The organism is Nonomuraea sp. NPDC050383 (assembly GCF_044459125.1).
Classification (GTDB): Bacteria; Actinomycetota; Actinomycetes; order Streptosporangiales; family Streptosporangiaceae; genus Nonomuraea.
Genome location: NZ_JBITIP010000008.1, coordinates 211,472 through 238,325, shown reverse-complemented (window position 1 = coordinate 238,325; position 26,854 = coordinate 211,472). Strand labels below are relative to the sequence as shown.

Sequence of the window (26,854 nt, the reverse complement as noted above, 5' to 3'; positions counted from 1 at the left end):
GTCTCGAGCTGTGTTCCTGGGACGCTACGAACGGAGCTCCTACCGTTTGGTAGGAGACCGATGCGATACTGGGTTTCGTGCTCGAGGGGTCCTGTCAGACATTCGTCTCCGATTGCCAGGTGCGCGCGGCGGCCGAACTCATCAGCCACTCTTGGGATCCTGTCGTGCTCTCGGCCCTGCGCCTGGGGCCGACGCGACGCAAGGAACTGCTCACGACGATCGCGGGAGTCAGCGACAAGGTGCTGACTCAGGCGCTACAACGTCTCCAGGCACGCGGGCTCGTCGTGAGAGGCAACAGCGCCGATCAAGCGTCAACGCACACAGGCGCGGTCTACCGGCTCTCCATGCTGGGGGAATCGTTCACAAACGGCCCCCTGGCGCAACTCGCGCAGTGGGCCGCCGAAAATCAGGACGATCTCGTCGGCCGCTGATCCAGCCGCCGGATGTCAGATGTCCACCTGGGCCTGTTGCCAGGCCAGCAGGGGGTCTCGGGCGCCTTCGCGACTGATCGGCGCGGCGGGGGTGAGGCGAAAGCCGCAGGCGCGGGCGGCAGCCAGCACCTGGCCAAGCTCCGCCTGGCCGGCCCGGTCAAGGGCCGCCGTGAAGGCACCTTCGTCTCCTACAGCGCGGCTGATGAGCATGTGCGCCGGCTGCCCACGCAGGGCCTGTTCCACGCCGACCACATCGACCGCGGCGATGAGGTCCCCGCTGCCACCGGGCGCCCCGCACGCGCCGCCTTCTGAACCGGGCCGCCCCTTCCCATCGACCTGGTCCCGCATGGGCGTCGAGGAAGGCGTCGGCCGCGGTCCCAACCCCGACACCGTCCGCGGTCTACGCCGTCGGCGTCGGCAAGTCCGCCAGCCGACTCGGCGAGGCACGACCCCTGGCGTCGGTGGCCGACGACGAGATCGGCGAGGCCACACTCCACGCAGCCCGGCAGGCCGGGCCCGCCTGACAGAGTGCTTTGACCACCAAAGGATCACCCTGAGGTCACAACAAGCACTCAGTACCCATTTGCACCATCCGCCCCTTGCGACGCGACCCTCCGCTACGGGAGGATCACGGGTCGAAACTCCGCGATGTCCGAACCTACGTCCGGACCGGCGGTCACCCCCCGCACACCGGTGCATGGCGACATGGAGAGACTGTCGTGCAGCCACAAGAGCACATCGAGCAGTTCGGCTACCGACAGGAGTTGCGTCGCGGGGTCGGGCTGACCGACCTCGTCCTCTACGGCCTCAACTTCATGGTGCCGATCGCGCCGTTCGCCATCTTCGGCCTGGTCTACTACCGCTCCGCCGGCATGCCGGTCCTCGCGTACCTGGTCGGCATGGTGGCCCTGCTCTTCACCGCGGCCTCGTACGCGCAGATGGTCAAGGCGTTCCCGCTGTCCGGCTCGGTCTACAACTACGCGGGGCGCGGCATCAGCGCGCCGGTCGGGTTCATGACCGGGTGGGCGATCCTGCTCGACTACCTGCTCCTTCCGGGGCTGCTCTACCTGATCGCGTCCAAGGCCATGAACGCCGGCGTGCCGCAGGTGCCGGTGTGGGCCTGGCTGATCATCTTCGTGGCCGTCAACATGGTGATCAACCTGCGTGGCGTCCGCATGACGATCAAGCTCACCAGGGTGATGATCGCCGCCGAGCTGGTCGTGCTGGCGCTGTTCCTCGTGGCCGGCGTCTGGGCGATGCTCCAGGGCGCGGGCAGCGGGTTCAGCCTGTCGCCGCTGTTCAACCCGGAGACGTTCTCGTGGCCGGTGGTGTTCGCGGCGGTGTCGGTCGCGACACTGTCCTTCCTCGGGTTCGACGGGATCAGCATGCTGGTCGAGGAGTCGACCGGCGGCTCGGCGCAGGTGAGCAGGGCCATGCGATTCGCGCTGATCCTGGCCGGCGTGCTGTTCATCGTCCAGGTGTGGGTCGCCGCCCTGCTCGTGCCCGACCCGGCCGCCCTGCTGGACCACAGCAGCGACACCGCGTTCCAGGACGCCGCCGCCGTCGCCGGGGGCGACTGGCTGCGGCAGCTCACCTCGCACGCCACCGCCGTCTCCTGGGGCGTGGCCAACACCCTGGTCGCCCAGGTCGCCGTCTCACGCCTGCTGTACGCGATGGCGCGTGACCGCCAGCTCCCGGCGTTCCTGGCCAAGGTGTCGGTCAAGAACTCCGTGCCGACCAACGCGATCCTGCTCGTCTCCGCGCTGTCCGTCGGGCTCGGGCTGTGGGTGTCCGCCCTCAAAGACGGCGTCGAGGTGCTCAGCAGCCTGATCAACATGGGCGCGCTGGTGGCGTTCATCGTGCTGCACGTGTCCGTCATCGTGCACTACCGGATCCGGCAGCGCTCGGCCGACCTCTGGTCGCACCTGGTCTCGCCGCTGATCGGGATGGCGATCCTGGTCTTCGTCGTGATCAACGCCAACATCCTGGCGCAGATGACGGGCTTCGTCTGGCTCGGCGTCGGGGCGATCATCCTGGCCGGCATGTACGTCGCCGGACGCCGGCCCACCGTCCAGGGCCTGGCAGCCCCACGGGAGCGGGTGTGAACCGGCTGCCGCTCCACCAGGACCTCCACCTCATGGCCCACAACGAGGCCGGCAAGCTCCTGACCCACCAGTCGTCGCTGGCCCTGGCGCTGGCCGGGGCGGTGCTGACCGAGCTGGTCCTGGCCGAACGCGTCGCCGTCGTCCAGGGCCGCATCACCGTCTCCGACCGCCGCCGCACGGACGACCCGGTCATCGACGTCCTCCTCGACCTGATCCCCCGGGACCGGGACCACCGGGACGTGCGCTCCTGGTTCAAGGCGGCGGCCAAGGACATCTACGTCCGCACCCGCGACGACCTGGTCGCCAAGGGTGTGCTGGCCCCGGTGACCAGGCGGCGCATGGGCATGCTGCCCTACCTGCGCTACCAGCTCACCGACATCTCCTGGGCCGTACGGGCGTCGTCGGGGGTGCGGTCGGCCGCGGAGGGCTACAAGCAGCCCGACGCGGGGTGCGCCACGCTGTGCGGCCTGGTGGCGGTGCTGCGGGTGGAGGCCGAGCTGTACCTGAGCCAGCCGTCGGGCCGGCTCGTCGAACGCCTGCGCGCCATCGCCGACGAGCACTCGCCGACGGTGAAGGAGCTCGTGCACATCGTCGACACCCTGGTCGCCGAGGCCGCCGTCGCCGTGTACCGGTGAAGGGGGTCAGAGGGGCTGCTCCAGCAGGCGCTTCATGGGCTGGAGGCCGGCCGCCTCGTAGAAGGAGCGCGCGCCCTCGTTGAACTCCCAGACCTCGGTCACCAGGCGCCGGCACCCGGCCTCCCTGCCCGCCTCCCGCACGGCGTCCAGCAACGCGGTCGCGACCCCGAGCCGCTTGGCCTCCGGCGCCACGACGATCTGGTTCAGGGCGATGAACGAGTCCGCGTTCAGCAGCACGCTGGGCCCCCGGTGGTACACCGTCGCCTCCGCGTACCCGGCGCACTCACCGTCCGCCGGCTCGGCCACGAAGATCCGCGTGGACTCCTGCCCGAGCCGCTCGGCGAACCGCTTCGTGAGCTCCTCGGCCGAGGGCCGCGCCTGGAACAGGTCCGGCCGATTGTCGGCGTGCAGGCCGTGGACGTGGGGGTTCATCCCGGCGAGGAGGGCGGCGTCCTGGGGGGTCGCCTGACGGACTTTCAACGCTGACACGGGCTACCTCTCTCTCGGACATGGTGTGCGACCATGGGCGCATGGACCCTGAAAAGGCCCTGGTGGACATCTCATGACGGACGAGCGGATCACCACGATCGGCCGCTGTTATGGCTGCAGGCGGACGTTCGGCTTCGATCCGGCGGCGGTCACGATGTTCGCGATCGACCCGGAGACCGGCTTTCCGCCCGGTATGACGGTCCTGGGCTCGATGCGCGAGCCCACCCCGGAAGCGGTGGTCCGGTCGGTCGAGGAGCCCGTCTGCCCGGACTGCGTGGCCAAGGCGAAACGGTTCCTGGAGCCCCCCGATCCCCTGACCTCCTGGTCACGCCCCTAGCGTTCAGGCGAGGTCCGCGACGTAATCCAGCCGCCACGGGCGCAGCAGGAGTCCGCCGTCGGCCGGGAGCTCCGGCATCGTGAGGGAACGATCATCCATCCCGGCATCATGCCACGGCCGCTTGAGTCTCCCGTACGGGGAGACGGCAGGGTGAGGGCATGGACGGTGACGCGCTCTACTCGATCGGTGACCTGGCACGGCGGACCGGCCTGACGGTCAAGGCCATCCGGTTCTACTCCGATCAGGGCATCGTGCCGCCGGCCGGCCGCACCCCGGCCGGTTACCGCCTGTACGGCGTCGAGGCCGTCGCGCGGCTGGATCTCGTACGGACGCTGCGCGAGCTGGGGCTGGACCTGCCCACGGTGCGCAGGGTCGTGGAGCGGGAGGTGTCGCTGCCGGAGGTCGCCGAGGCGCACGCCGAGGCCCTCGCGGTGCAGATCCGGACGCTGCGGCTGCGGCGGGCGGTGCTGACGGCGGTGGCCAGGCGCGGATCAACCCCTGAGGAGACGGAGCTCATGCACAGACTTGCCAGGCTTTCCGAGGACGAGCGGCGCCGGCTGATCGGGGAGTTCCTCGACAGCGCGTTCGGCGCTCCCGGCGACGCGGGCGCCGAGGCGTTCGCCGGGATCCGGCGCTCGATGACGCCCGAGTTGCCCGACGATCCCGAGCCCGAGCAGGTGGAGGCGTGGGTGGAGCTGGCCGAGCTCTCCCGCGACCCCGGCTTCCGGGCGCTGATGCGGCGCCTGGCGGACTCCCACGCGGCGGGAACGGCTCCCGGCGCCGTGCCACGGCCGGGCGCGGTCGCGGTGGTACGGGAGGAGGTGCGGCCGGCGGTGGCGGCGGGGGTCGATCCGGTGTCGGCGGAGGCGGAGCCCGTCGTCGCGGCGGTCCTGGCACGCTGCGCCCGGCTCGCGCCCCCGCCCGGCGGGAGGGCGCCCGCCGATGATGTCGTGGGCGGCGGAGGGTTGCTGGAGTACCTGGAGACGGTGAACGATCCGCGCAGGGAGCGCTACCTGCGCCTGCTCGCCGTCGTCAACGGCTGGCCCCCTCCCGAGAGCCTGACGCCCTCACTCGACTGGACCCTCCACGCCCTGCGCGCCCGGGTCACTCAGTGACCAGGGGGTTCACCGGGCCGGGGTAAGGCGGCGGGGTGGGAAGGCGTGGCGCCCCGTGTCCGGGGTAACCGTTGGGTGCAGAGCGCCACGATCTTGCACAGCAACGGCGACGGCCTGGACATCGCGGTCAAGGACGGCCGCGTGGTCGGTGTCCGGGGCCGCGCCGCCGACCGGGTCAACCACGGCCGGCTGGACCCCAAGGACCTGTACGGCTGGCAGGCGAACCACTCGCCCGACCGGCTCACGCGGCCGCTCGTGCGTGCGGACGGGCGGCTGGTCGAGACCGACTGGGACACGGCGATCGACCTGCGCCACCTGTACCGGGTGGCGTCGGGGGTGTCGCTGGACCGGGAGCTGCTGGCCCAGGCCGCGCAGGGCGCGCGCCGCCGGGACCTGCTGGAGCTGGCCGAGCGGTGCCACCCGCAGACGCTCCGGCAGGTGCGGTGGGCGAACGCCCGGCTCAAGGACTCGGCCACCCAGGCCCTCGTGAGCTGAGCGCCCGGCCGTCATCCGGCGGTGAAGTTCTCGTCCACCTCCTCCTGGAGGTGGGTCAGCGCGCTCTCCGTCAGGCTCTCCACGGTCGCGTGGACGTCGGCGGGGGCCGTCACGCACACCTCTACCCGGGACGCGCCGGCGCCGGCCTGGCCGACCTCCAGCCAGCCGCCCACTTCCGGCACGTCCTGGGCGCGCCACTCCACGCGCAGCCGCTCGTCGTCCGTGGACAGGGCGCACCGCGTCTCCCCCTGCCGCCCGCCGAGCCGCCAGCGGACCAGCACGAGCCCGTCCTCCAGGTGCTCGGCGGTGACGCCGGCGGGCAGCCAGCGGCGCAGCCGATCCAGGTCGCCGGCGGTGTTGTAGACGACCTCGGCCAGGGCCGCCACCTCGCGGGTGGCGTGGTATTCCTTCGTGCTCATGGTGCTGTCGCTACCCGATCGTCACGAGTGTTACCGCTTGTAGGCACGCGGGTGGGTTTGGCGGGACTCATGATAGGTAGTCCGGGATGGCGGGGACACGGACGAGTGGGTGAAGGAATGGGGCGAGTGCGGGTGGACGAGCGCTGGGACGGCGCCGGAGGGCGGCGGGTACGCAGCCTGGAGACGGGCCGGGAGAACCCCGACCGCCGGACCGTCGTCATCGTCCCCGGGCTCGGCGCCCTGGGCTACCTGTTCGACACGCTGGCCGGGTGCGGCTCGTGGGCGCGCTCGTTCCTGCTGGACGTGCCCGGGTTCGGGCGCCGGCCGCCGTGGTCGTGCGCGCCCGAGCTGCCCGCCGTCACCGAGCTGGTCACGCGGTGGCTGGAGTCCGTGCCGGCCGGGCCGGTCGTGCTCGCGGGGCACTCCACGGGGGCGCAGGTCGCGCTCCGGGTGGCCGCCGAGCGGTCCGATCTCGTGCGGGCGCTGGTCCTGCTGGGGCCGACGTTCCCGCCGAAGCTGCGCACCGGTCCCGGGCTGCTCGTGCCGTACCTCCGGACGACCCGTCACGAGCCGGCGGGCCTGCTCCCGGCCACGATGCCGTACTACGGGCGGGCGGGGCTGAAGGCGCTGGCCCGGTTCGTGCGCACGGCGCAGGAGGACGAGCCGGAGAAGCTGGCCCCGGCCGTGTCGTGCCCGATGGTCGTCGCCCGGGGCGTCCACGACGCGTTCTCGCCCCAGGCGTGGGCCGACCGGCTGGCCACGGCCGCCGCCGATGGGCGGTCGGTGACCGTTCCGGGGGCGCACGCGTTCCCGTACCAGCACGGCGGCCTGACGGCCGCGCTCATCAACGGGGCGGCCAAGCGGGCAGGAATCCTCTGAACTCGGGCGGCACGTGCCGGTGGAAGCCGCTGGTCCGCCACGTCTGCCCCGCAGCCGTGACCGCGAGCGCCTCCAGGTCCTCCATGTCCTCCACCCAGTCGCGGGCCGCCTCCCCCATGGCGAACGCGGCGGTGGCGTAGGCGTCGACGGTCGTGAGACGGGGGCCGGCCAGGGTGATGGAAGCGAGGGCGGTGGCGGGCCGCCCGGTGTGCGGGTCCACGATGTGGTGGCCGCGCTCGGCCGTGCCGGAGGTGGCGACCGCCAGGCCGGCCCCCGCGACCACGGTGGCCAGCGCGCCGTCCGCGGGACGGCCGGCCGCCGTCGGCGGTGCGGCGACGCCGACGCGCCAGGGGCGGCCGGGCTCGGGCTCGGCGCCGAGCTGGACGTCTCCCCCGCCGTTCACGCTGTGCCGGGGCAGGCCGGCCGCCGTGAGGAGGTCCGAGGCGCGCTCGATCGCCCAGCCCTTGACCAGGCCCGAGGGGTCGAGGCGCCCGCCGGGCGGGTGGGCCGTGAAGTAGCCGCCGCTGTCGCGCTCGACCCGCGCGCACAGCGCCAGTACCTCGGCCACCTCGGCGGGGCAGTTCGTGAGGCCGATCTCGCCGCGGCCGAGCCGGCTGACAGGGCTGTCGGGGCGGTAGGTGGAGAAAACGGCGTCCACGTGGCGCAGCCAGGCGACCGCCCGCCCGATGCCGTCCCGGTGGTCGCCGTCGCCGCGCACGTCGAAGGAGAAGACGGTGCCCATGACGTGCTCGGCGTGCCGTGTCATGGGCACCGCGGCGGCGGTCACAGGCCCGCCTGGTCGATGGCGCTCTGGAGGGAGGTCATGTAGCCCTCGCTGGTGTACGTGGCGCCCGAGACGGTGTCGATCCGCGCGCTCTGCGCCGTCAGCGTCTCCTGCTGCAGGACGGGCAGGGCGCGCTGGTTGATCTCGATGTCGCGGTGGTTGCCGTCGGGCGCCTGGAGCACCTCCACCTGGGTGATCTTCTTGTCGGCGACGGTGATGCGCACCTGCACCGGGCCCCAGCGGGTGTCGGCGGCCGCCCCGGTGACGGTCTTCCCGCCGGAGCCCGCGGCCGGCGGCGTGGCGCTCGTCGTGGGGGCGGGCGCCGGGAGATCGAGCCGGTCGGACCCGCCGGAGCCGTCGGAGTCACCGGAACGGTCGAAGCCGTCGCGGTCGCCGGAGTCGTCCGAGCCGCCGGAACGCCCCGCCGGCGCCTGCGCGACCGCGGCCGGCGGCGTGGCGGCCGAGGTGACCTGGTGCGGTTTGAACGACAGCAGCAGCACCAGGCCCGCGGCTGTGACGACGATGGCGAGCAGCGCCCTGCGCATCGGTTCCCCCTTGGAAGATCGCGAGATTCCTAGAACGTGAACGACTCGTGGTGGACGCGGCCGGCCGGCACCCCCGCGGCCCGCACCGCCGCGATGGCGGCGCGGGTCATCTCGGGCGGCCCGCACACGTACACGTCGTGGTCCTTCAGGCCGGGCGCCAGGCGGGCGAGCACGCCGGGGTCGAACAGCGGCTCCGCGTCGCTCCTGGGCCCGGTCGAGAAGAACAGCCGGGCGCCGCGCGCCTGGGCGATCCGCTCCAGCTCCTCCTTGAGCACCAGGCCGGCCTCGGTGCGGGCGCGGTAGAGCAGGGTGACCTCGCCGGGCAGCGTCTCGAACAGCGCCCGCAGCGGCGTGATGCCGACCCCTCCGGCGATCAGCAGCACCTTGTCGCGGCGGCGCAGGCGGCCGGTGAGCGCGCCGTACGGGCCCTCGGCGAGCACCCGGGTGCCGGGCCGGAGCGCCGTGAGGGCGGCGCTGTGGTCGCCCAGCGCCTTGACCGTGATGCGCAGCGTCCCGCCCGGCGCGGCCGACAGCGAGTACGGGTTGGCCGACCACCACAGCTCACGGGTGAGGAAGCGCCAGCGGAAGAACTGGCCGGGCTCGGCCCGCAGCCGGCCCAGGTCACGGCCGGTGACGTGGATGGACACCACGTCCGGCGCCTCCCTGACCACCTCGGCCACGCGCAGCCTGTGCCGCAGCGACAGCCGGACGGGCGCCAGGAACCGGTACCAGATGACCAGCGCCGCCACCCCCAGGTAGAGCGCGTACCAGGCGACCCGGGCGACCGGATCACCCGTGAACTCGGCCCCCGTCCCGAGCTGGTGCCCGAACGCCAGGAACGCCGCCAGGTAGGTGTAGAAGTGCAGGTGGTACCAGGTCTCGTAACGCAGCCGGCGGCGTGCCGCGCGGGCGGAGACGATGCCGGTGCCGAGCAGGAGGAGCACGGCGACAGTGGCCTTCAGCATGTCGGGGAAGGTCAGCACCATCGTGACCGTCTCGTCCACGACGCCGATCCGGTCGGCCAGCGAGTACCCCCAGACGACGGTCAGGACGTGCGCGGCCGCGAGCCCGACGACGTACCTGCCGCCGAGGGCGTGCCAGCGGGTGAGCCGGTCGGTGCCGACGCCGTGCTCCAGCGCCGGGACCCTGGCCATGAGCCCGATGAGGACGGCCATCGCGTAGCCGGCGAGCAGCCCGGTGATGCGGGCGGCGTTGGTGAGCCACCCGTCGGCTCCCGCCACGTACGGCGTGTCGCGCCACCACAGCGCGACGACGGCCACCGCGCCCAGCCCGATCAGGGCGAGCAACGGCTCGGGGCGGACGATGGCGGCGCTCCGGGGCGCCGGGGCCGGCGGCCCGGACACCCGGGTGGGGGCGTAAGCGGTGGTCACGGATCCTCCTCGCGTCGCTCGTGTGCGGGTCACACCGGAGTCACCGTGCCAGCCGAACCTCTGAGAGTCCTCTGAAAGACCGTGTACCAGGAGTTTTCAGAGGAGTCTCAGAGCTGGGACATATGTTGTGGGAACGGGGGTGGATATGACGATGCTGCTGCGTCCCGACGGCGCGCCGATCCGCGTGCTCGTCGTGGACGACGAGCCCGACATCGTCGAGGTCCTGGAAGAGGTCCTGCGCCAGGAGGGCTGGGAGGTCCGCTCGGCCGGCGACGGCCCGGCGGCGGTGCGGCTGGCGGGCGAGTTCCGGCCCGACGCCGTGGTGCTGGACGTCATGCTGCCCGGCTTCGACGGGCTGGAGATCCTGCGCCGGATCCGGCGGGACGCCCCCGAGGTGTGCGTGCTGTTCCTGACGGCCCGCGACGCCGTGGAGGACCGCGTGGCGGGCATCACCGCCGGCGGCGACGACTACGTGACCAAGCCGTTCAGCCTGGACGAGGTGCTGGCGCGGCTGCGCGGGCTGCTGCGCCGCGCCGGGATGGCCCGCCCCGGCAACGGCAACCGGCTGGTCGTCGCCGACCTGGTGATGGACGAGGAGGCGCGGGAGGTGACCAGGGGCGGGACGCTGATCGACCTGACACCGACCGAGTTCGAGCTGCTGCGGCTGCTCATGTGCAACCCGCGCGTGGTGCTGAGCAAGTCACGCATCCTCGACGACGTCTGGTCGTACGACTTCGGCGGGCAGGCGCACGTGGTGGAGCTGTACATCAGCTACCTGCGCAAGAAGATCGACGCGGGCCGCGCCCCGCTCATCCACACCGTCCGCGGCGTCGGGTACGTGCTCAGGCCATGACCGGACCCGTGACCGAGGCCGCCACCGGCCCGGCGGCCGGGAAGGGGCGCCGGGCGTGGCGGCCGGCGGCGCCGCGGACGCTGCGCGGGCGGCTGATCGCGGGGCTGCTGGTGCTGCTGGCGCTGGCCTGCGTCGCCGTGGGCGTCGCCACCTCCCTGGCGATGCGGCATTTCCTGCTCGAACGCGTCGACCAGCAGCTCGTCGGGGCCGGCGGCCGGTACGCCGCGAGCCTGGAGCACGCGGAGGAGTCCAGGGAACGGGGCGACACCCGGGGCCAGGCGCGGGGCACGCTGGGCGTGCGGCTGCTGAACGGCAAGATCACGAATGCGGCCGTGGTGACCTCCCGGCTCGGCGCCGAGCCGGTGCTCACGGCGGAGGACCAGGCCGTGCTGGCCGCCGTCCCGGCCGACGGGGTGCCCCGCACGGTGGACCTGGGCGACCTGGACGACTACCGGGTGCTCGCGCTGCCCGGCGCGGACGGCGACGTGCTGATCACGGGCCTGCCGCTGCACGAGGCGGAGGAGACGATGCGCCGGCTCCAGTTCTTCGAGGTCGTGCTGTTCGGCGCCGCGCTGGCCGTGACGGGCGTCGCCGGGGCGGTGTGGGTGCGGCTCGCGCTGCGCCCGCTGGACAGGGTGACGGCGACGGCCCGCCGGGTGTCGGAGCTGCCGCTGGCCAGCGGGAAGGTGACGCTCGCCGAGCGGGTGCCCGACACCGACCCGCGGACGGAGACCGGGCAGGTCGGCGCGGCCCTGAACCGCATGCTGGGGCACGTGGCCGACGCGCTGGGCCGACGCCATGCCGTGGAGCAGCGGCTGCGCGCCTTCGCCGCCGACGCCAGCCACGAGCTGCGCACCCCGCTCGCCGCCATCCGCGGGCACGCCGAGCTGGCGCTGCGCGCCACCGAGCCCATGCCGGGTTCCGTACGACACGCGCTGGACCGCATCGACGCCGAGTCGGGCCGGATGGGGGAGCTGGTGGAGGACCTGCTGCTGCTCGCCCGCCTGGACGCGGGACGGCCGCTGGCCCGCGACGAGGTGGACCTGACGCGCCTGGCCATCGAGGCGACGGGCGACGCCCGCGCCGCCGGACCGGACCACCGGTGGCGGCTGGAGCTGCCGCACGAGCCTGTCACGGTCCCGGGTGACCCGCTCCGCCTGCACCAGGTCGTGGCCAACCTGCTGGCCAACGCGCGGGTCCACACGCCCGCCGGCACCACCGTGACGGTCACCGTGCGGCGGCTGCCGGACGGCGCCGAGCTGGCCGTCGCCGACGACGGCCCCGGCATCCCGGCTGAGCTGCGGGAGGAGATCTTCGAGAGGTTCTCCCGCGTGGACAAGGACCGCTCGCGCGCCTCCGGCGGCACGGGCCTCGGGCTGGCGATCGTGCGCGCCGTCGTCTCCGCGCACGGGGGCACGGCCGGCGTGGACGGCGGGCCCGGAAGTACCGTCTTCTGGTTCCGCCTGCCCGACGACCCGCCGTCCCCCGCGGAGCCGCCACCGCCGTGAGCTCACACCGGCGAGTCTCACGCGGGCGGGTCCCACGGCCGAGGAGTTCCGCAGGCGGCGGGCCGCGTTCACGCCCTCCCAGGAGACGGGGTCAGCCGGGGCACGGCGGCGACCAGGTCCCGCGTGTACGGGTCGCGGGGGCGGTGGAACACCTCGTCCACGCCGCCCTCCTCCACCACCCGGCCGTCCTTCATCACCAGCACCCGGTCGCACAGGTGGTGGACGACGCCCAGGTCGTGCGAGATGAACAGCAGCGCCGTGCCGTCCCGCCGCTGGATCTCCGCCAGCAGGTCCAGCACCTGGGCCTGGATCGAGACGTCCAGCGCGGAGACCGGCTCGTCGCAGACCAGCACCTCGGGGCGGGAGGCGAGCGCCCTCGCGACGGCCACGCGCTGCCGCTGCCCGCCGGACAGCTCGCGTGGATGCCTGCGGGCCAGCTCCGGGGGCAGGCCGACGCGTTCCAGCAGCTCCAGCGCCTGCACGAGGCGCGGCCCGCGCGGTCCCCTCAACGGCTCGGCGACCAGGCGGCCCACGGTGTGGCGGGGGTCGAAGGAGTCGAGCGGGTTCTGGGAGACGACCTGGATGAGGGACCGGCGCGAGCGGCGGTGGAGCTCGGGGACGCCGCTCCAGGGGCGGCCGTGCAGCCGCACCTCGCCAGCGTGCGGCTCCAGCAGGCCGAGGACGAGCCTGGCCAGGGTGGTCTTGCCCGAGCCCGACTCGCCGACCACGCCCAGCGCCTCGCCGGGGCGCAGGGTGAAGGAGACGCCGTCCACGGCGGTGCGCGGGCCGTACCGGACGGACAGGCCGGACGCGTCGAGCGCGGCCGGACCGTTCCCGGCGGCCGGGTCCGGTGGCACTGACGGGGTGGGCACGGGAGGAGTGGGCGCGGTGCGGATGGGAGGTGAGGCGGACAGGCGCGTGCCCTTGGTGGCCGCCGACGGGACCGCCGCGAGCAGGGCGCGGGTGTAGGGGTGCGCGGGCGAGGCCAGGACGTCCCCGGCGGGGCCCTCCTCGACGACGCGGCCGTCCTTCATCACGAGGATCGTGTCCGCGATCGACGACACCACGGCCAGGTCGTGGCTGATCATCAGGAGCGCCGTGCCGGCGGCCTTGCGGGCGGCGAGCAGCCGGATGATCCCGGCCTGCACGGTGACGTCCAGCGCCGTGGTGGGCTCGTCAGCGATGATCAGCGGGGGCCCGGCGGCGATGGCGGAGGCGATGAGCGCCCGCTGCCGCAGCCCGCCGGACAGCTCGTGCGGGTACTGTCCCGCCCGCACCTCGGGCTCGGGCACGCCGACGGCCTCCAGCAGCTCCCGTACGCGAGCCGCCCGCTCCGCCCGGGACCCGGCTCGGGAGACGGCGGAGGATCCGGGGCCGTGGACGGCGAGGACCTCGGCGATCTCCGCGCCCACGGTGCGCAGCGGGTCCAGCGAGACCAGCGCGTCCTGCAGCACCAGCCCGGCGAAGCCGCCGCGCACGCGCCGCCAGTCGCGCGGCCCGAAGGCGAGCGCGTCCCGGCCATCGACCGTCAGCGCCGACGCCCCGACGACCGAGCCTGGCCCGGCCAGGCCGAGCAGGGCGCGGGCCGTGACGCTCTTCCCCGACCCCGACTCCCCCACGACGGCCACGCACTCGCCGGGCGCGGTCGTGAACGACACGCCCCGCACGGCCTCCACCCCCGCGCCGGGGAACGACACGCGCAGGTCCCGCACCTCCACCAGCGGCCCACCGGCCGCGACGGGACCCTCCTGACGTACGGCGAGCTCGGTCATCGGTCGTCCTCCGGTGTCATGTCCTGTACGGCCGGGCGGGTCATGCGGCCCTCCCCTCGAAGCGGCGTTGCAGGCGGCGGCCGACCACGGTCACGCAGACGACGGTCAGGGTGACGGCCAGCCCGGGGAACAGCGCCTCCCACCAGGCGACCCGCAGGTAGTTGCGGGCCTCGGAGAGCATCGCGCCCCATTCGGCGGCGGGCGGCTGCGGCCCCATGCCGAGGAAGCTGAGCCCCGAGGCGGCGACGATCGCCTGGCCGAGCCCGAGGGTGGCCAGGACCGGGATGGGGCCCAGGGCGTTCGGGAGCACGTGGCGGGCGACGATCCGGCCCCGGGAGTGGCCGAAGGTGACCGCCTGCTCCACGTACCCGGACCTGCGGACCACGAAGGTCTGGGCGCGCACCACCCGCGCGTACGTGGGGATCTGGGCGATGCCGATGGCGAGCACCACGTTCACCGTGCCGGGGCCGGTGACGGCGACGACCAGGAGCGCGAGCAGCAGCTCGGGGAAGGTCGAGAGCACGTCGAACGCGCGGGCCAGCGCCTCGCCCGCCCACCGGTGCGCCAGCCCGGCGGCCAGGCCCAGCAGCACGCCGGCCGTCACGGCGACGGCGGTGGCGAGGACGCCGATGCTGAGCGAGTGCCGCGCCCCGTGGACGACCCGGGCCAGCACGTCGCGGCCCAGGTGGTCGGTGCCCAGCAGATGCCCGGCGCCGGGGGGCGCCAGCGCGCGCAGCGGGTCGGCGGCGAGCGGGTCGGCGCCGGCGACGAGGCCGGGGGCGGCGACGGCCACGGCCAGGACGGCGAGGAAGAGGATCGGGAGGAAGAGGGCCGGGAGGACCAGCGGGGCGCGGGTGGGGCGAGGCGGGGCGGCGTCCGCGGCGGCGGTCATCACGTGCTCCTCAGTCTCGGGTCGATGAGGCGGTAGGCCAGGTCCAGCAGCGTGCTGACGGTCACGTACACCCCCGCCGACAGGATGACCACGGCCATGACGACCGGCATGTCCTTGCCCGTGACCGCCTGCATCGTGACCTGGCCGAGCCCGGGCCGGCCGAACAGCGCCTCGGTGATGACGGCCCCGCCCAGCAGCACGCCGACGAACCAGCCGGTCAGTGTCACGGTGGGGAGGGCGGCGTGCCGGAGCGCGTGCCGGGCCACCAGGGCCCGCTCGGTGAGACCGCGCGAGCGGGCCGTGACCGCGAACGGCTGCTCCAGCGCCCGTTCCAGCCCCTCGCGCAGCACCTGCCCCAGCACCCCGGCGATCGGCAGCCCGAGAGCCAGGGCCGGCAGGACCAGCGCCGACAGGTCCCGCGCCCCCGAGACGGGGAACCAGCCCAGCGAGAACGAGAACACGACCAGGAGCAGCATGCCGATGACGAACTGCGGCACGGACACCGACACCAGCTCGGCGGCGGAGGCGAGGCGGCGCGGCCACCGTGACCGGCCCGCGGTGAGCAGGGCGATCACGACGGCCAGCGCCACGCCGGCGCCGGCCGCAGCGAGGGTGAGCTGCGCCGTGGGCCACACCTGCGTGGCCAGCACCTCGCCGACGCCCCGCTGGAGCTGGTACGACCGGCCGAGGTCGCCGTGGAGGAGGCGGCCGAGGCAGGCGAGGTACTGGACCACCTCGGGGCGGTCCAGGCCCCACTCGGCGACGATCCTCGCCCTGATCTCGGGGGTGTCGGGGCCGTCGCCGACGAGGATGTCCACGGTGTCGCCGGGGGCCAGCCAGAGCGCCAGGTAGGAGACGGTCGCGGCGGCCCACAGCACGGCCACGGCCGACCCGATGCGCAGCACCGCCCGCAGGGCCGCCACCCGTAACGGATTCACGAGGGCGGTCACGGGGCGATCCGGACGTCGTAGGCGCTCTTCGGGGTGCCCGAGACCGGGTCGAAGCCGAGCCCGCCGACGCTGCGCCGCGCGGCGAGCTGGTCCGACGGCACGTAGATCGGGAAGGCGATCGCGTTCTCGGCGACCACGGCCCGCTGGACCTTCGCGTACAGGGCGGTCCGGGTCTTGACGTCGGACACGCGCGACGCCCGCGTGAGCCACGTGTCGATCGAGGCGTCGGAGAAGTGGGTGCGGTTGATGGGCGCCTGCCTGGCCAGGATGAGGTTGAGCGCCGCGCCGGCGTCGGTGTCGCCGCGGGAGTTCTCGAACACCTCGTACTCGTCGCGGTCCAGCGCCTGCTGCGCCGAGCCCTGGTCCACGATCCTGATCTGGAAGTCGATCCCGGCGTTCTGCTTGACCTGGGCCTGGATGGCCTGGGCGAGGATCTCGCGCCGGTCGCGGACGAACGGGGCCGCGGAGACCGTGCGGACCGTCAGCCTCTTCCCGTCCTTGGTGCGGAACCCCTGGGCGTCGCGGGTGGTCCAGCCGGCCTGGTCGAGCAGGGCGTTGGCCTTGGCGGTGTCGCCTCCGTACGTCCGCTCCAGCGAGGCGTCGTAGAACGGGCCGGCCTTGCCGACGACGCTCCACGCGCGCGTGGCCTGTCCCCGGTAGACGGAGGCGAGCACGGCGTCGAGGTCCACGGCCTCGCGGAACGCCTCCCGCACCCGCTTGTCGTCGAAGGGGGCGTGGCCGGTGTTGAAGTAGTAGGTGTAGGCGGAGCCGGAGTTGAGCGCGGTCTGGAAGGCGAGGTCCGGGTCCTTCTTGACCAGGTCCACCTCGGTGGCCGGGACGCCCTCGATGACCTCGGCCTGGCCGGAGGTCAGGGCGCCGACCCGGACGGCCGCCTCGGGCAGGAACCGGTAGGTGACCTCGGCCAGGTGGGCGGGCCCCTGGTGCGCGGCCGTGGGGGGCGCCCAGGCGTAGGCGGGGTTGCGCCGGTAGTGGACCTCCTGGCCCTGGACGTACCGGTCCAGGATGAAGGGTCCGGTGCCGACGAGGTCGGGGCCGCCGGCCTTGAGGTTCTTGGCCGTCCTGAGCGACCTGGGGGAGACCTGCCCGCCGTACGGCGAGGCGAGGAAGTCGAGGAAGAGCGCGTCGGGCCGCTTGAGGTGGACCTTCAGCTCGGCCGGGGACACCACCTCGACCCGTTCCAAGGCGCTGAGCTGGATCGACGCCACGGTCGGGTTGTAGCCGGGGACGCGGAACTGGTCGAGGTTGGCCTTGACGGCCGCGGCGTCGAACTTCTCCCCGTCGTGGAACGTCACCCCCTCCCTCAGGTGGAAGGTGTAGGTGCGGCCGTCGGGCGACACCTCCCAGGAGCGGGCCAGCCAGGGCCCGAACGAGCCGTCCTCACCCCGGGACAGCAGCGCGTCGAACTGGTTCCACACGAGCAGGCGGGCCTTGTTCTGCGCCCACAGGTGCGGGTTGAAGGTGACCGGCTGCGTCTCGACGGCCCAGGTGAGGCTGCCGCCGCCGGCGGCCGCGGCCGTCTCGCGGGGCGCGCCGCCGCACGCGGTCACCGTCAGCGACGCGGCGACCAGCAGGGGAAGCGTCCTGCGGAGGTGCTTCACGGATGTTCCCTTCACGACGGGGGATGGGCGAGGAAACGGCCGAACCGGCCCTGGTGGTAGAGGAGGGGACGGCTCTCGCCGTGCACCGTGGCCTCGGCGACGAGGCCGACGACGAGCACGTGGTCGCCCACGTGCGAGGTGTCGTACGGCAGGCAGATCAGGTGGGCGGACACGTCCTGGAGCAGCGGCGCGCCGAGCGGGCCCGGCCGCCACCGGGTGGGCTCGGCGAAGCGGTCGACGTTCTTGCGGGCGAACCGGGCGGCCAGCTCCGCCTGGTCGCCGGCCAGGATGTTCACCGCGAAGTGGTCGGCGGTGCGCAGCCAGGGCCAGGTGGTGGAGGAACGATCGACGTAGAAGGAGACGAGCGGCGGGTCGAGGCTGACGGACGAGAACGACGTCGCGGTCAGCCCCACGGGGACGCCCTCGCTCCGCGCGGTGATCACGACGACGCCGGCGGCGTGGACGGCCAGCGCCTCCTTGAACCGGTCCGCGTCCACCGCCTCGCCCCGTGCCCGGCCGTGCAGGGTCTCCGTCATGCCGCCGTTCCTTCCGTGCGGGCTTCCAGCTCGTGCCAGGCGGCGGCGAGCAGCTCGTACGAGCGGACCCGCTCGGCGTGGCCGTGGGCGATGGTGGTGATGAGCAGCTCGTCGGCGCCGGTGACGCGGCGCAGCACATCCAGCCGCTCGGCGACCCGCTCGGGGGTGCCGACGAAGCGGGTGTCGATCCGGTCCTGGACGAGCGCCCGATCCTCGTCGCTCCAGGTGTGCGCGCGGGCCTGGCCGGTCGTCGGGTACGGCGGCGCGCCCGCCCCGGTGCGGATGTCGCGCACCCACAGCCCGTACGGCTCGGCCAGCTCAGCGGCGGTGTCGTCGTCGGGCGCCACCAGCACGTCCGCCGAGACGATGACGTACGGCTCGGCCAGCGCCGCCGACGGCTTGAACGCCTCCCGGTAGCCGGCCACGGCCTCCAGCACCGTCGCCGGGCTGACGTGGTAGTTGGCCGCGAAGGGCAGGCCGCGCTCGCCCGCCACCCGGGCGCTCTCGCCGCCGCTGCTGCCGAGGATCCACACCTCCACGTCGGCTCCCTCGCCCGGCACGGCGTGGACGGTCCAGCCCTCCGGCGCCCGGTACTCGCCGCGGAGGAAGGCGAGGATGTCGTCCACCTGGTCGGCGAAGGCCGGGGCGTGGCCGCCGGGCTGCCACAGCAGCGACGCCTGGAAGGCCAGGCGGGGCGAGGCGATCAGCCGGGTGGGGTCGAAGGGCGGCGGGATGAGCAGCCCGTCCACGACGCGGCCGGCGCGGGTGACCGGCTCACGGGGCGTTCCGGGGGTCTTCTCGGACGACGGTCCGCGGTGGCCGGAGCGGCCGAGGCCGAGATCGACGCGGCCCGGGTGCAGCGCCTCGATCAGGCCGAACTGCTCGACCAGTGCCAGCGGCGTCTGGTGCCCGAGCTGGACGGCGCCGGAGCCGACCCTGATGCGGCTGGTGGCGGCGGCCACGAGCCCGATGAGCACGGCGGGCGCCGAGCCGGCCACCCCGGCGGCGAGGTGGTGCTCGGCCAGCCAGTACCGGTGGTAGCCGAGCTCGTCGGCCCGCCGGGCCAGGTCGAGGGTGTTGCGCAGCGCGTCGGCGGCGCTCCCGCCGGACGGGATGGGTGACAGGTCGAGGACGGACAGCGGGGTCGTCATGCGCGTGCCTCCGGGAAGGGCCGGCTGGGGATCTCCTTGCGCAGCACGGGCGCGATCTCGGCCTGGAACAGCTCCATCGCCTCGCGGTGCTGCTTGTCGGTCAGGCCGTCGGCGTCGGCGTGCAGGTGCATGACCTCGTGGCCGAAACGCCCGTGGTAGCGGTGGACCTTGTCGATGATCTGCTGCGGGCTGCCGACGAGGATGGAGCCGCGTTCGACGGCGTCCTCCAGCGAGTGGAAGACGGGCCGCACCCCGTGCTTCTCGGACAGGGCGCGGCGGGCGTCGAAGATGGGGCGGTAGGTCTCGATGGCCTCCTGGGAGGTGCGGGCGGCGTAGTAGCCGGCGGTGCCGGCTCCGACGAGCGCGTCGGCGGGGTCGTGGCCGTGGTGGGCCCAGCGTTCGCGGTAGTGGTCGATCAGCTCCGCGTACGGCTCGATGGGGTTGGTGACGTTGGCCGAGAACAGCGGATCGCCGTACTTGGCGGCCAGCTCGACGGAGTCCTTGCTGGTGGCGCTGCCGTGCCAGACGCGGATCGGCCGCTGGAGCGGGCGGGGCCAGGTCTCGGCGTCGGTGAGCGACGGGCGGAAGCGGCCCTCCCAGGTGACCTTGTCCTCGCGCCACAGCCGCCGGAACAGCTCGTAGCCCTCCTGGTTGCGCGCCCACTGGTCCTCGGGGGTGACGTGGAAGAGCTGGGCCTGGGCGGCGCCGTTGCCCTTGCCGATGATCAGTTCGAGGCGGCCTCCGGACAGGTGGTCGAGGGTGGCGTAGTCCTCGTAGGCACGGACGGGGTCGAGCAGGCTGAGCGTGGTGACGGCGGTGAACAGGCGGATGGTGGAGGTGTGGGCGGCGATGTGGCTCAGCACGACCGGTGGCGAGGACGAGATGAACGGCCGCTCGTGCCGCTCCCCCACGCCGAACCCGTCGAAGCCGAGCTCTTCGGCGAGCACGGCGTTGGCGACCACCTCGCGGAACCGCTCGGTGGCGGACTTCCGGCCGTCGTACGTGATCAGGGTGATCAGCAGGAACTTCATCGTGCCCCCACGGGCTCGTAGCGGTCGGGCTCGTAGTGGTCGGCCGGCGGCGGCCCCTGGGGTCGTCGCCGTATTACCTATAAAAACTGTAGGAAAACTAGGTTTCAAGGTCAACCCCTTTGTCCCTTTTTGTCAGCGACCCTTTCGACGGGCACGGGGCCGGGGCGGGCGCGACAGGGCGGGGCCGGGCCGGCATGTGACCATGGAGGTATGGCGGAGACGATGACCGCGTGGGTGGTGGCGCGGCCCGGGCCCATGGCCACGGGACCGCTGGAGCGCGTGCGGACGGCCGTGCCCGTACCCGGCCCCGGCGAGGTGCTCGTCAAGGTCGAGGTGTGCGCCGTCTGCCGTACCGACCTGCATCTCGCGGAGGGCGACCTGACGCCGCGACGGCCGCGCACGGTCCCCGGGCACGAGGTCGTGGGCCGCGTCGCGGGCCGCGGCCCCGGGGCGGACCTGCCCGACGGCGCCCGCGTGGGCGTGGCCTGGCTGCGCTCGGCCTGCGGCACCTGCCGCTACTGCGTCCGCGGCGCCGAGAACCTCTGCCCGTACTCCCGCTACACCGGCTGGGACGCCGACGGAGGCTACGCCGAGTACCTGACCGCCCCCCAGGACTTCGTCCACCCACTGCCCGCCGACCCTCCGGCCGAGAAGCTGGCGCCCCTGCTCTGCGCGGGCATCATCGGCTACCGCGCGCTGCTGCGCGCCGAGCTGCCGCCCGGCGGGCGCCTCGGGGTGTACGGGTTCGGCGCCTCGGCCCACCTGACCGCCCAGGTGGCCATCGCCCGGGGCGCGACCGTGCACGTGCTGACCCGCGCCGCGCAGGCCCGGCGGCTGGCGCTGGAGCTGGGCGCCGCCTCGGCGGGCGACGCCTACGACGCGCCGCCGGAGCCGCTGGACGCCGCCATCCTGTTCGCGCCCGTGGGCGACCTGGTGCCGGTCGCGCTGGCCGCCCTGGACCGCGGCGGCACGCTCGCGGTGGCCGGGATCCACCTGACCGACATCCCGTCCCTGAACTACCAGGAGCACCTGTTCCAGGAGCGCACCCTGCGCAGCGTCACCGCGAACACGCGCGCCGACGGCCGCGCCCTGCTGGAGCACGCGGCGCGCAGCCCGCTGCACGTCACCACGGTCCCGTACGGGCTGGACGAGGCCGGGCAGGCCCTCGCCGACCTGGCGGCCGACCGCGTCACCGGGGCCGCCGTCCTGCACATGGACGCCTGAGCGAGGCCGGGCAGGGCTCCGGGCGCCGCCGTCTCACCCCCTGCGCAGCGTGGCGTCGGCCATCATCCGGGCGAACTCCTGGGGCGAGCCGGCCGCCGCCCACATCGCCCGCTGCCGCGCGGCGCCGGTCCCCCGCTCCCGGAAGCGCTGGAGCAGCCCGGCGATCGGGCCGGGATCGGCGACGCGGTCCAGCAGCGTGGCGAGCATCCGCTCGTGGTTCACCACCCGGCCCGTGTACGGGTCGCGCGTGAGGGCGCCCAGCCCGTGGCGGGCGGCGGCGTTCAGCGCGGCGGCGACGCGCATGTCGCCGATGCGCCGGATCGGCTCGCCCGCCCGCAGCTCGGCCAGGGCCAGGCCGACCAGCGTCCGCGCCAGACCGGTCACGAGGACGGTGTCGTCGATCGACAGGCCGGTGTCCATGACGCGCAGCTCAACCGTCGGGTAGCGGCACGACAGCCGGGCGTGGAAGTACACGCCGCGCTCGTCGATCGCCTTCCCCCGGCGGATCAGCCGGCACACCGCCGCGTCGTAGTCGGCGGCCGATCGCCACGCCCGGGGCGCCATGGCCGAGGGCCAGCGCGTCCAGCGTTTGTACCTGGTGCTCTCCCAGCCGGTGTCGTGGCCGTTCGCGATCGGCGAGTTGGCGCTGACCGCGAGCAGTGTGGCCAGCCACGGCCGCATCCGGGTCAGCACCCGCACGCCCACCTCGCGCGACGGTATGCCGACGTGGACGTGGCAGCCGCAGGTGCCGGTGCGGGCCAGCAGCCGGCCGAAGCGCCTGTCCAGCTCGCGGTATCGCGGGTCGGGCGTCACGGCGGGCCCGCCGGGAAGGCGCTGCGGCGCGACCCCGGAGGCCAGGAGCAGGCAGCCCGTCTCGGCCGCGGCAGCGGCGGCGCGGCGGCGCAACTCCAGGAGCTGGCCGCCCGCCTCCTCGGGACAGCCGCACACGCCTGTGACCGTTTCGAGCTGGTAGCGCATGACTTCGGTCTTGACCCGCTCGTCGCCGAGCAGGCCGGTGATCTCAGGGCCGCACAGGGAGAGGTCGCCGCCTGCGCGGTTCACGAGGAGGAACTCCTCCTCCACACCCATCGTGAGCGTCCGGGTCGCGGCTCCGACCGCCTCGGAGGTGATGACCACGTGCCCACCTCCTCGCCATCACTAGCTATGCGCACAGAGGGGGTCGTCCGTGGTTCTACCCACCTGAGTTTTTTGTCACCCTTCGTGCGGGTTTGCCGGGGCGGACCCCTCGAAAGACCGGACCGAATCCGTGAGGCCGCGGCGGCCGGGGGTACGTGCGGGGTTCGGACAAGACCAGAGGCACGACACCAGAGACCACGAGGGGGACGCAGTGACGCAGCACACTCCGGAGCACGACCCGCGCTCGCGGTTCGAGGACGAGGGCATCCCGGACCTCCAGGACGGCACTCCCGAGCAGCAGTGGGCGGTGGACCCGCAGGAGGCGCCGCTGCCCGGCGACCGGCCGATCGCGGTGGACGAGCACGGGACGACGATCGACGAGCAGATCCAGGGCGAGTCGCTGGACGGCCGCCTGAGCCGCGAGGTGCCCGACGACCAGCCGCTGTACGAGGTGGACGGTCCGGCGACCGTACGCGACGAGACCGCCGGGGACGACGACGAGCGGGTGACCGAGGACAGCGGGCTGGGCGTCGGCTCGGACCTCGACACCGACTTCCAGCCGGACGACGACGTGGACCCCTCCTGGCAGGCGCAGCCGGAGGAGCCGTCCGGCGCCGTCTGGGACGACCCGCGACCGGCGGGCCGGCTGGTCGCGCCCGACGAGGGCGTTCGCGGGGACGTCGAGCCGGACGAGGTGGCCCGGGAGGTCGGCCCGGACGCGGGCGGCTTCACCGCCGAGGAGGCCGCCATGCGCGTGGAGCCCGAGTGAGCCCTGCCCCGGAGCGGCCCCGCCAGTGGACAGCACGACCTGACCTGTGAGGAGCGCACATGACCAGGGAAGAGGACAAGGGCACCACCTTCGACGGTGACCTGCACAACATGGGAGGCGACATCGGCCCCGCCTCCATCCGCGGCTCCAACCCGGGCCCCGGCGGCAAGCCGCGCGACGACGCCGAGCCGAAGAGCGGCTACGCCGAGCCCATGGGGTACGTCACGGGCCGCGACGACGAGTGGGGCGTGACGGCCGGCTCCGGCGAGAAGTCCGTGGCGGCGCGCACGGACGAGATCGAGGACCACCTGGAGACGGCGGGACCCAGCCCGCACCCGATGCCGCCCGGCGCGGTCGAGCAGCAGGGCCACGACGGGCACCCGGAGTTCCGGGTCGAGGGGCCGGTGGACGAGGCCACCCACGGGGTGGTCGAGGACGACGTCGTCAAGCGCCCGGCCACGGCCCGGCAGCCGGAGCAGGGGCACGTGACGGGCGACCTGGACTGGTCCGCCTCGGACGCGGACGACCCCGACGGCGGCTCCGGCCGCACGGACGCGGACGACGGCGGCTACCTGCCCGGCGAGGGCACCGGCCGCCCGTACGACACCTGACACGACGACGTGGCATGACAGGGCCTGCCCCGGCGCCGGCACGCGGCGCCTGCACGCGGGCGCCGGGCTCAGAGGCGGTCGAGGATGCGCCGCATCTGGTCGATCTCATCCCGTTGCGACGACTCGATGCTCCGGGCGAGCTGCTTGGCGCCGGCGTTCAGGCCCTGCCGCTGCTCGGTCTGGGCCATCTCGACCGCCCCCTTGTGGTGCTCGATCATCAGCCGCGTGAACTCCTTGTCGAAGATCTCGCCGCTGACCGCTTCGAGGTCCTCCATGTCGTCGGCGGACATCATGCCGGGCATGCGGTGCCTCATGTGCCCGCCGGCGGACTCCGGCTCGCCCCACTCGCGAAGCCAGCCGCTCATGGCGGCGATCTCCGGCTCCTGAGCGGCCTTGATGCGCTCGGCCAGCTTCCTGACCTCGGGGTCCTCGGCGCGGGTGGCGGCCAGGTCGGCCATCTCGACGGCCTGCCGGTGATGCGGGATCATCATCCGCGCGAACATCACGTCGGCGTCGTCGTGCTCGCCGGAGGGCTGGGCGCTGGTCTGCCGGGCGGCCGGCACGGGCGCGTCGGCCGCCGCTCCGGGAGCGGCGGCCTCGTCGCCGGTCCCGCCGCAGGCGGTCAGCAGCGCGAGAGCGGCGGCCGCGACGGTCGCGGCGCGGGCGGTCGTACGGTGGGCGAGCATGCGGTGGGCGAGCATGGCGATGTCACTCCCGGCGATGGACTGTGCGTTGACCGTAATCGTGGGAGTGATCGGCCCGTGCGCGCGGCACCGACACGCGGGCGGTCCGGAGACCGAGCCCCGCCTGACCCGCGCCTGACCGGAAACAGAGCCGAGGCGGCCGGGACTCTCTCGTCACCGGCCGCCTCGGCCGCTCTCGGGCGGCTGCGCGTCGATCACTTGAACCCGCGCAGCCGCAGGCTGTTGCTGACCACGAAGACGCTGGAGAACGCCATCGCGGCACCGGCGATCATGGGGTTGAGCAACCCCATGGCGGCCAGCGGCAGGGCGGCCACGTTGTAGGCGAACGCCCAGAACAGGTTCCCCTTGATCGTACGCAACGTCCGCCGCGACAGCCGGATCGCGTCCGCCGCCACGCGGAGGTCGCCCCGCACGAGCGTGAGATCGGACGCCTCGATGGCCACGTCCGTGCCGGTACCCATGGCCAGGCCCAGGTCGGCCTGGGCGAGCGCGGCGGCGTCGTTGACCCCGTCGCCGACCATGGCCACCGACCTGCCCTCGGACTGGAGCCGCTTGACGACGTCCACCTTGTCCTGGGGCAGCACCTCGGCGATGACCTCGTCGATGCCGACCTCGGCGGCCACGCTCCGCGCGACGGCCTCGTTGTCACCGGTCAGCAGCACCGGCTTCAGGCCGAGCGCCCGCAGCCGCCGGATCGCCTCGGCCGAGGTGGGCTTGACCACGTCGGCCACGACGAGCACCGCGCGGGCCTTGCCGTCCCATCCGACCGCCACGGCCGTGCGACCGGCCTCCTGCGCCTTGTCCAGCGCCCGCTCCAGGTCCGGCGGCAGGTGCTGCGACCACTCGGCCAGCAACCGGGGCCGGCCGACGAGAACGGCGTGCCCGTCCACGATCCCCTGCACGCCCAGGCCCTCGACGTTCGCGAAGTCCTCGGGCACGGGCAGCTCGCCGGCCTGCTCGGCCGCGCCCCGGGCGACGGCCCGGGCGATGGGGTGCTCGGAGGCGTTCTCCAGGGCGCCGGCCAGGCGCAGCACCTCGGTCTCGTCCTCGCCGTCGGCGACGTGCGTCTCGACCAGCGTCATGCGGCCTTCGGTGACGGTGCCGGTCTTGTCCAGGACGACGGTGTCCACCCGCCGGGTCGACTCCAGCACCTCCGGCCCCTTGATGAGGATGCCGAGCTGGGCGCCCCGGCCCGTGCCGACCAGCAGCGCGGTCGGGGTGGCCAGGCCCAGGGCGCACGGGCAGGCGATGATGAGCACGGCCACCGCGGCGGTGAAGGCCGCCGCCGGGCCCGCGCCCGCGCCGAGCCAGAAGCCGAGCGTGCCCAGCGACAGAGCGATCACGATGGGCACGAACACGCCGGAGATCCGGTCGGCCAGCCGCTGCACCTGCGCCTTGCCGGTCTGGGCCTCCTCCACGAGCCTGGCCATCTGGGCGAGCTGGGTGTCGGAGCCGACCCGGGTGGCGCGCACGACCAGCCGGCCGCCCGCGTTGACGGTGGCGCCGGTGACCGCGTCGCCCGGCCGTACCTCGACCGGGACGGACTCGCCCGTCAGCATCGAGGCGTCGACCGCGGAGGTGCCCTCGTCGACCACGCCGTCCGTGGCGATCTTCTCGCCCGGCCGGACCACGAACCGGTCGCCGGCGGCCAGCCGCGAGATCGGGACGCGCACCTCGGCGCCGTCGCGCAGCACGGCCACGTCCTTGGCGCCCAGCTCCATCAGCGCCCGCAGCGCCGCCCCGGCCCGCCGCTTGGAGCGGGCCTCGAAGTAGCGCCCGGCCAGGATGAACGCGGTCACCCCCGCCGCGGCCTCCAGGTAGATGTTGCCCGAGCCGTCGGTGCGGGCGATCGTCAGCTCGAACGGGTGCGTCATGCCGGGCACGCCGGCCGTGCCGAAGAACAGCGCCCACAGCGACCAGCCGAGCGCGGCCAGCGTGCCGAGGGAGACCAGCGTGTCCATCGTCGCCGCGCCGTGCCGCAGGTTGGTCCAGGCGGCCTTGTGGAACGGCCAGCCGGCGTAGACCACGACCGGCGCGGCCAGCGTGAGCGACAGCCACTGCCAGTTGGTGAACTGCAGCGGCGGCACCATCGCCATGGCGATCACCGGGACGCTCAGCGCCACGGCGGTGATGAGCCGGGCCCGCAGCGGCGCGAGCTCGTCCTGGGCCGCTTCCGGCTCTCGCGGCTCGTCGGTCTCGGGCGCCGGTGGAGCGGGGAGCGCGGCGCTGTAGCCGGCCTTCTCCACCTCCGCGACCAGGATGTGGGGGTCCAGCCCGTCGGGGAAGATGACCTTGGCCTTCTCCGTGGCGTAGTTGACCGTGGCGGTCACGCCGTCCAGCTTGTTCAGCTTGCGCTCGATGCGGTTGGCGCAGGACGCGCAGGTCATGCCACCGATCGACAGCTCGACCGCGTCGTGCGGCCTCTCGCCGGTGATGGGAGACTCCGTGATGGGAGACATCGCCTCTCCTTTC

General features: G+C 73.8%; 27 protein-coding genes and 1 pseudogene. 13 read left to right on the top strand and 15 right to left on the bottom strand.

From position 1 onward, the window contains the following. Positions 1–77: 77 nt before the first annotated feature. From ACIBG4_RS21820 to ACIBG4_RS21805, 4 genes are all read left to right on the top strand, one after another. Positions 78–431, top strand: a complete 354-nt coding sequence (locus tag ACIBG4_RS21820) for a winged helix-turn-helix transcriptional regulator (protein ID WP_397203337.1) — start codon at positions 78–80, stop codon at positions 429–431. 12 nt (positions 432–443) lie between these two features. Beyond that, complete coding sequence (locus tag ACIBG4_RS21815; protein ID WP_397203335.1) at positions 444–743, top strand: hypothetical protein; 300 nt, start codon at positions 444–446, stop codon at positions 741–743. 407 nt (positions 744–1,150) lie between these two features. Continuing rightward, entirely contained in the window at positions 1,151–2,536 is a 1,386-nt protein-coding gene (locus ACIBG4_RS21810; protein ID WP_397203333.1) for an APC family permease, read from the top strand. After that, on the top strand, positions 2,533–3,171 hold the full coding sequence (locus tag ACIBG4_RS21805; RefSeq protein WP_397203332.1) for a GPP34 family phosphoprotein: 639 nt from the start codon (positions 2,533–2,535) through the stop codon (positions 3,169–3,171). The genes ACIBG4_RS21810 and ACIBG4_RS21805 overlap by 4 nt, the downstream gene beginning before the upstream one ends. 6 nt (positions 3,172–3,177) lie before the next feature. Here ACIBG4_RS21805 and ACIBG4_RS21800 read toward each other — a convergent pair whose 3' ends face one another. Beyond that, entirely contained in the window at positions 3,178–3,660 is a 483-nt protein-coding gene (locus ACIBG4_RS21800) for a GNAT family N-acetyltransferase (RefSeq protein WP_397203331.1), read from the bottom strand. A 73-nt stretch (positions 3,661–3,733) separates the two neighbouring features. Between ACIBG4_RS21800 and ACIBG4_RS21795 the strand changes: the two genes are divergently transcribed. The 3 genes and pseudogenes from ACIBG4_RS21795 to ACIBG4_RS21785 form a co-directional block, all read left to right on the top strand. Then, positions 3,734–3,997: a hypothetical protein gene (locus tag ACIBG4_RS21795; protein ID WP_397203329.1), complete on the top strand. Its 264-nt coding sequence runs from the start codon at positions 3,734–3,736 to the stop codon at positions 3,995–3,997. A gap of 158 nt (positions 3,998–4,155) precedes the next feature. Next, complete coding sequence (locus ACIBG4_RS21790) at positions 4,156–5,112, top strand: MerR family transcriptional regulator (RefSeq protein WP_397203328.1); 957 nt, start codon at positions 4,156–4,158, stop codon at positions 5,110–5,112. A 45-nt stretch (positions 5,113–5,157) separates the two neighbouring features. Then, positions 5,158–5,421, top strand: a pseudogene (locus tag ACIBG4_RS21785) (nitrate reductase); the annotation flags it as partial. Between the two features lie 197 nt (positions 5,422–5,618). Here the strand turns inward: ACIBG4_RS21785 and ACIBG4_RS21780 are convergent. Beyond that, the gene (locus ACIBG4_RS21780; RefSeq protein WP_397203327.1) at positions 5,619–6,026 is read right to left on the bottom strand and encodes an SRPBCC family protein; all 408 of its coding nucleotides are present in this window, start codon (positions 6,024–6,026) and stop codon (positions 5,619–5,621) included. 117 nt (positions 6,027–6,143) lie between these two features. Here ACIBG4_RS21780 and ACIBG4_RS21775 point away from each other — a divergent pair, with 117 nt between their 5' ends. After that, positions 6,144–6,905, top strand: a complete 762-nt coding sequence (locus ACIBG4_RS21775) for an alpha/beta fold hydrolase (protein WP_397203326.1) — start codon at positions 6,144–6,146, stop codon at positions 6,903–6,905. Here ACIBG4_RS21775 and ACIBG4_RS21770 read toward each other — a convergent pair. Genes ACIBG4_RS21770 through ACIBG4_RS21760 form a run of 3 tightly spaced genes read right to left on the bottom strand, consistent with a single transcriptional unit; the run spans position 6,871 to position 9,625 of the window. Continuing rightward, complete coding sequence (locus ACIBG4_RS21770; protein ID WP_397203325.1) at positions 6,871–7,692, bottom strand: FAD:protein FMN transferase; 822 nt, start codon at positions 7,690–7,692, stop codon at positions 6,871–6,873. The two genes, ACIBG4_RS21775 and ACIBG4_RS21770, sit on opposite strands and share 35 nt — an antisense overlap. Continuing rightward, complete coding sequence (locus ACIBG4_RS21765) at positions 7,689–8,234, bottom strand: FMN-binding protein (RefSeq protein WP_397203324.1); 546 nt, start codon at positions 8,232–8,234, stop codon at positions 7,689–7,691. The genes ACIBG4_RS21770 and ACIBG4_RS21765 overlap by 4 nt, the downstream gene beginning before the upstream one ends. A 29-nt stretch (positions 8,235–8,263) precedes the next feature. Next, complete coding sequence (locus ACIBG4_RS21760; protein ID WP_397203323.1) at positions 8,264–9,625, bottom strand: ferric reductase-like transmembrane domain-containing protein; 1,362 nt, start codon at positions 9,623–9,625, stop codon at positions 8,264–8,266. A gap of 145 nt (positions 9,626–9,770) precedes the next feature. On the opposite strand from ACIBG4_RS21760, the gene ACIBG4_RS21755 reads away from it, so the two are divergent. Next, entirely contained in the window at positions 9,771–10,478 is a 708-nt protein-coding gene (locus ACIBG4_RS21755; protein WP_397203322.1) for a response regulator transcription factor, read from the top strand. Further along, complete coding sequence (locus ACIBG4_RS21750; protein WP_397203321.1) at positions 10,475–11,986, top strand: sensor histidine kinase; 1,512 nt, start codon at positions 10,475–10,477, stop codon at positions 11,984–11,986. Before ACIBG4_RS21755 ends, ACIBG4_RS21750 begins: the two co-directional genes overlap by 4 nt. Positions 11,987–12,054: 68 nt before the next feature. On the opposite strand, the gene ACIBG4_RS21745 is transcribed toward ACIBG4_RS21750, so the two are convergent. From ACIBG4_RS21745 to ACIBG4_RS21715, 7 genes are read right to left on the bottom strand one after another with little or no spacing between them, the layout of a single operon-like run. Next, the gene (locus tag ACIBG4_RS21745; protein ID WP_397203320.1) at positions 12,055–13,758 is read right to left on the bottom strand and encodes a dipeptide ABC transporter ATP-binding protein; all 1,704 of its coding nucleotides are present in this window, start codon (positions 13,756–13,758) and stop codon (positions 12,055–12,057) included. A 40-nt stretch (positions 13,759–13,798) separates the two neighbouring features. Continuing rightward, positions 13,799–14,650 carry an ABC transporter permease gene (locus ACIBG4_RS21740; RefSeq protein ID WP_397203319.1) on the bottom strand — a complete coding sequence of 284 codons (852 nt, stop codon included), beginning with the start codon at positions 14,648–14,650 and terminating at the stop codon, positions 13,799–13,801. Further along, complete coding sequence (locus ACIBG4_RS21735) at positions 14,650–15,600, bottom strand: ABC transporter permease (protein ID WP_397203318.1); 951 nt, start codon at positions 15,598–15,600, stop codon at positions 14,650–14,652. Before ACIBG4_RS21735 ends, ACIBG4_RS21740 begins: the two co-directional genes overlap by 1 nt. Further along, entirely contained in the window at positions 15,597–17,219 is a 1,623-nt protein-coding gene (locus tag ACIBG4_RS21730) for an ABC transporter substrate-binding protein (RefSeq protein ID WP_397203317.1), read from the bottom strand. Before ACIBG4_RS21730 ends, ACIBG4_RS21735 begins: the two co-directional genes overlap by 4 nt. 11 nt (positions 17,220–17,230) lie before the next feature. After that, a complete protein-coding gene (locus tag ACIBG4_RS21725) occupies positions 17,231–17,755 on the bottom strand; it encodes a flavin reductase family protein (RefSeq protein ID WP_310706979.1) in 525 nt (174 codons plus the stop codon). Next, entirely contained in the window at positions 17,752–18,906 is a 1,155-nt protein-coding gene (locus tag ACIBG4_RS21720) for an LLM class flavin-dependent oxidoreductase (protein WP_397203316.1), read from the bottom strand. The genes ACIBG4_RS21725 and ACIBG4_RS21720 overlap by 4 nt, the downstream gene beginning before the upstream one ends. Continuing rightward, positions 18,903–19,937: an LLM class flavin-dependent oxidoreductase gene (locus ACIBG4_RS21715; RefSeq protein WP_310706981.1), complete on the bottom strand. Its 1,035-nt coding sequence runs from the start codon at positions 19,935–19,937 to the stop codon at positions 18,903–18,905. Before ACIBG4_RS21715 ends, ACIBG4_RS21720 begins: the two co-directional genes overlap by 4 nt. A gap of 210 nt (positions 19,938–20,147) precedes the next feature. Between ACIBG4_RS21715 and ACIBG4_RS21710 the strand changes: the two genes are divergently transcribed. Next, complete coding sequence (locus ACIBG4_RS21710; protein ID WP_310706982.1) at positions 20,148–21,161, top strand: zinc-binding alcohol dehydrogenase family protein; 1,014 nt, start codon at positions 20,148–20,150, stop codon at positions 21,159–21,161. A gap of 33 nt (positions 21,162–21,194) precedes the next feature. Here ACIBG4_RS21710 and ACIBG4_RS21705 read toward each other — a convergent pair whose 3' ends face one another. After that, positions 21,195–22,298, bottom strand: coding sequence for a YbdK family carboxylate-amine ligase (locus ACIBG4_RS21705; RefSeq protein WP_397203315.1), 1,104 nt, complete (start codon positions 22,296–22,298; stop codon positions 21,195–21,197). 211 nt (positions 22,299–22,509) lie between these two features. Between ACIBG4_RS21705 and ACIBG4_RS21700 the strand changes: the two genes are divergently transcribed. Both ACIBG4_RS21700 and ACIBG4_RS21695 read left to right on the top strand, forming a co-directional pair. Beyond that, positions 22,510–23,067, top strand: coding sequence for a DUF5709 domain-containing protein (locus tag ACIBG4_RS21700; protein WP_397203314.1), 558 nt, complete (start codon positions 22,510–22,512; stop codon positions 23,065–23,067). Between the two features lie 59 nt (positions 23,068–23,126). Continuing rightward, complete coding sequence (locus tag ACIBG4_RS21695) at positions 23,127–23,678, top strand: hypothetical protein (protein WP_355435042.1); 552 nt, start codon at positions 23,127–23,129, stop codon at positions 23,676–23,678. Positions 23,679–23,746: 68 nt separating this feature from the next. Here the strand turns inward: ACIBG4_RS21695 and ACIBG4_RS21690 are convergent, their stop codons facing one another. Together ACIBG4_RS21690 and ACIBG4_RS21685 are read right to left on the bottom strand one after the other, a co-directional pair. After that, positions 23,747–24,379: a DUF305 domain-containing protein gene (locus ACIBG4_RS21690; RefSeq protein WP_397203312.1), complete on the bottom strand. Its 633-nt coding sequence runs from the start codon at positions 24,377–24,379 to the stop codon at positions 23,747–23,749. A 197-nt stretch (positions 24,380–24,576) separates the two neighbouring features. Then, positions 24,577–26,841: a heavy metal translocating P-type ATPase gene (locus ACIBG4_RS21685; protein WP_397203311.1), complete on the bottom strand. Its 2,265-nt coding sequence runs from the start codon at positions 26,839–26,841 to the stop codon at positions 24,577–24,579. Between the last annotated feature and the right edge of the window lie 13 nt (positions 26,842–26,854).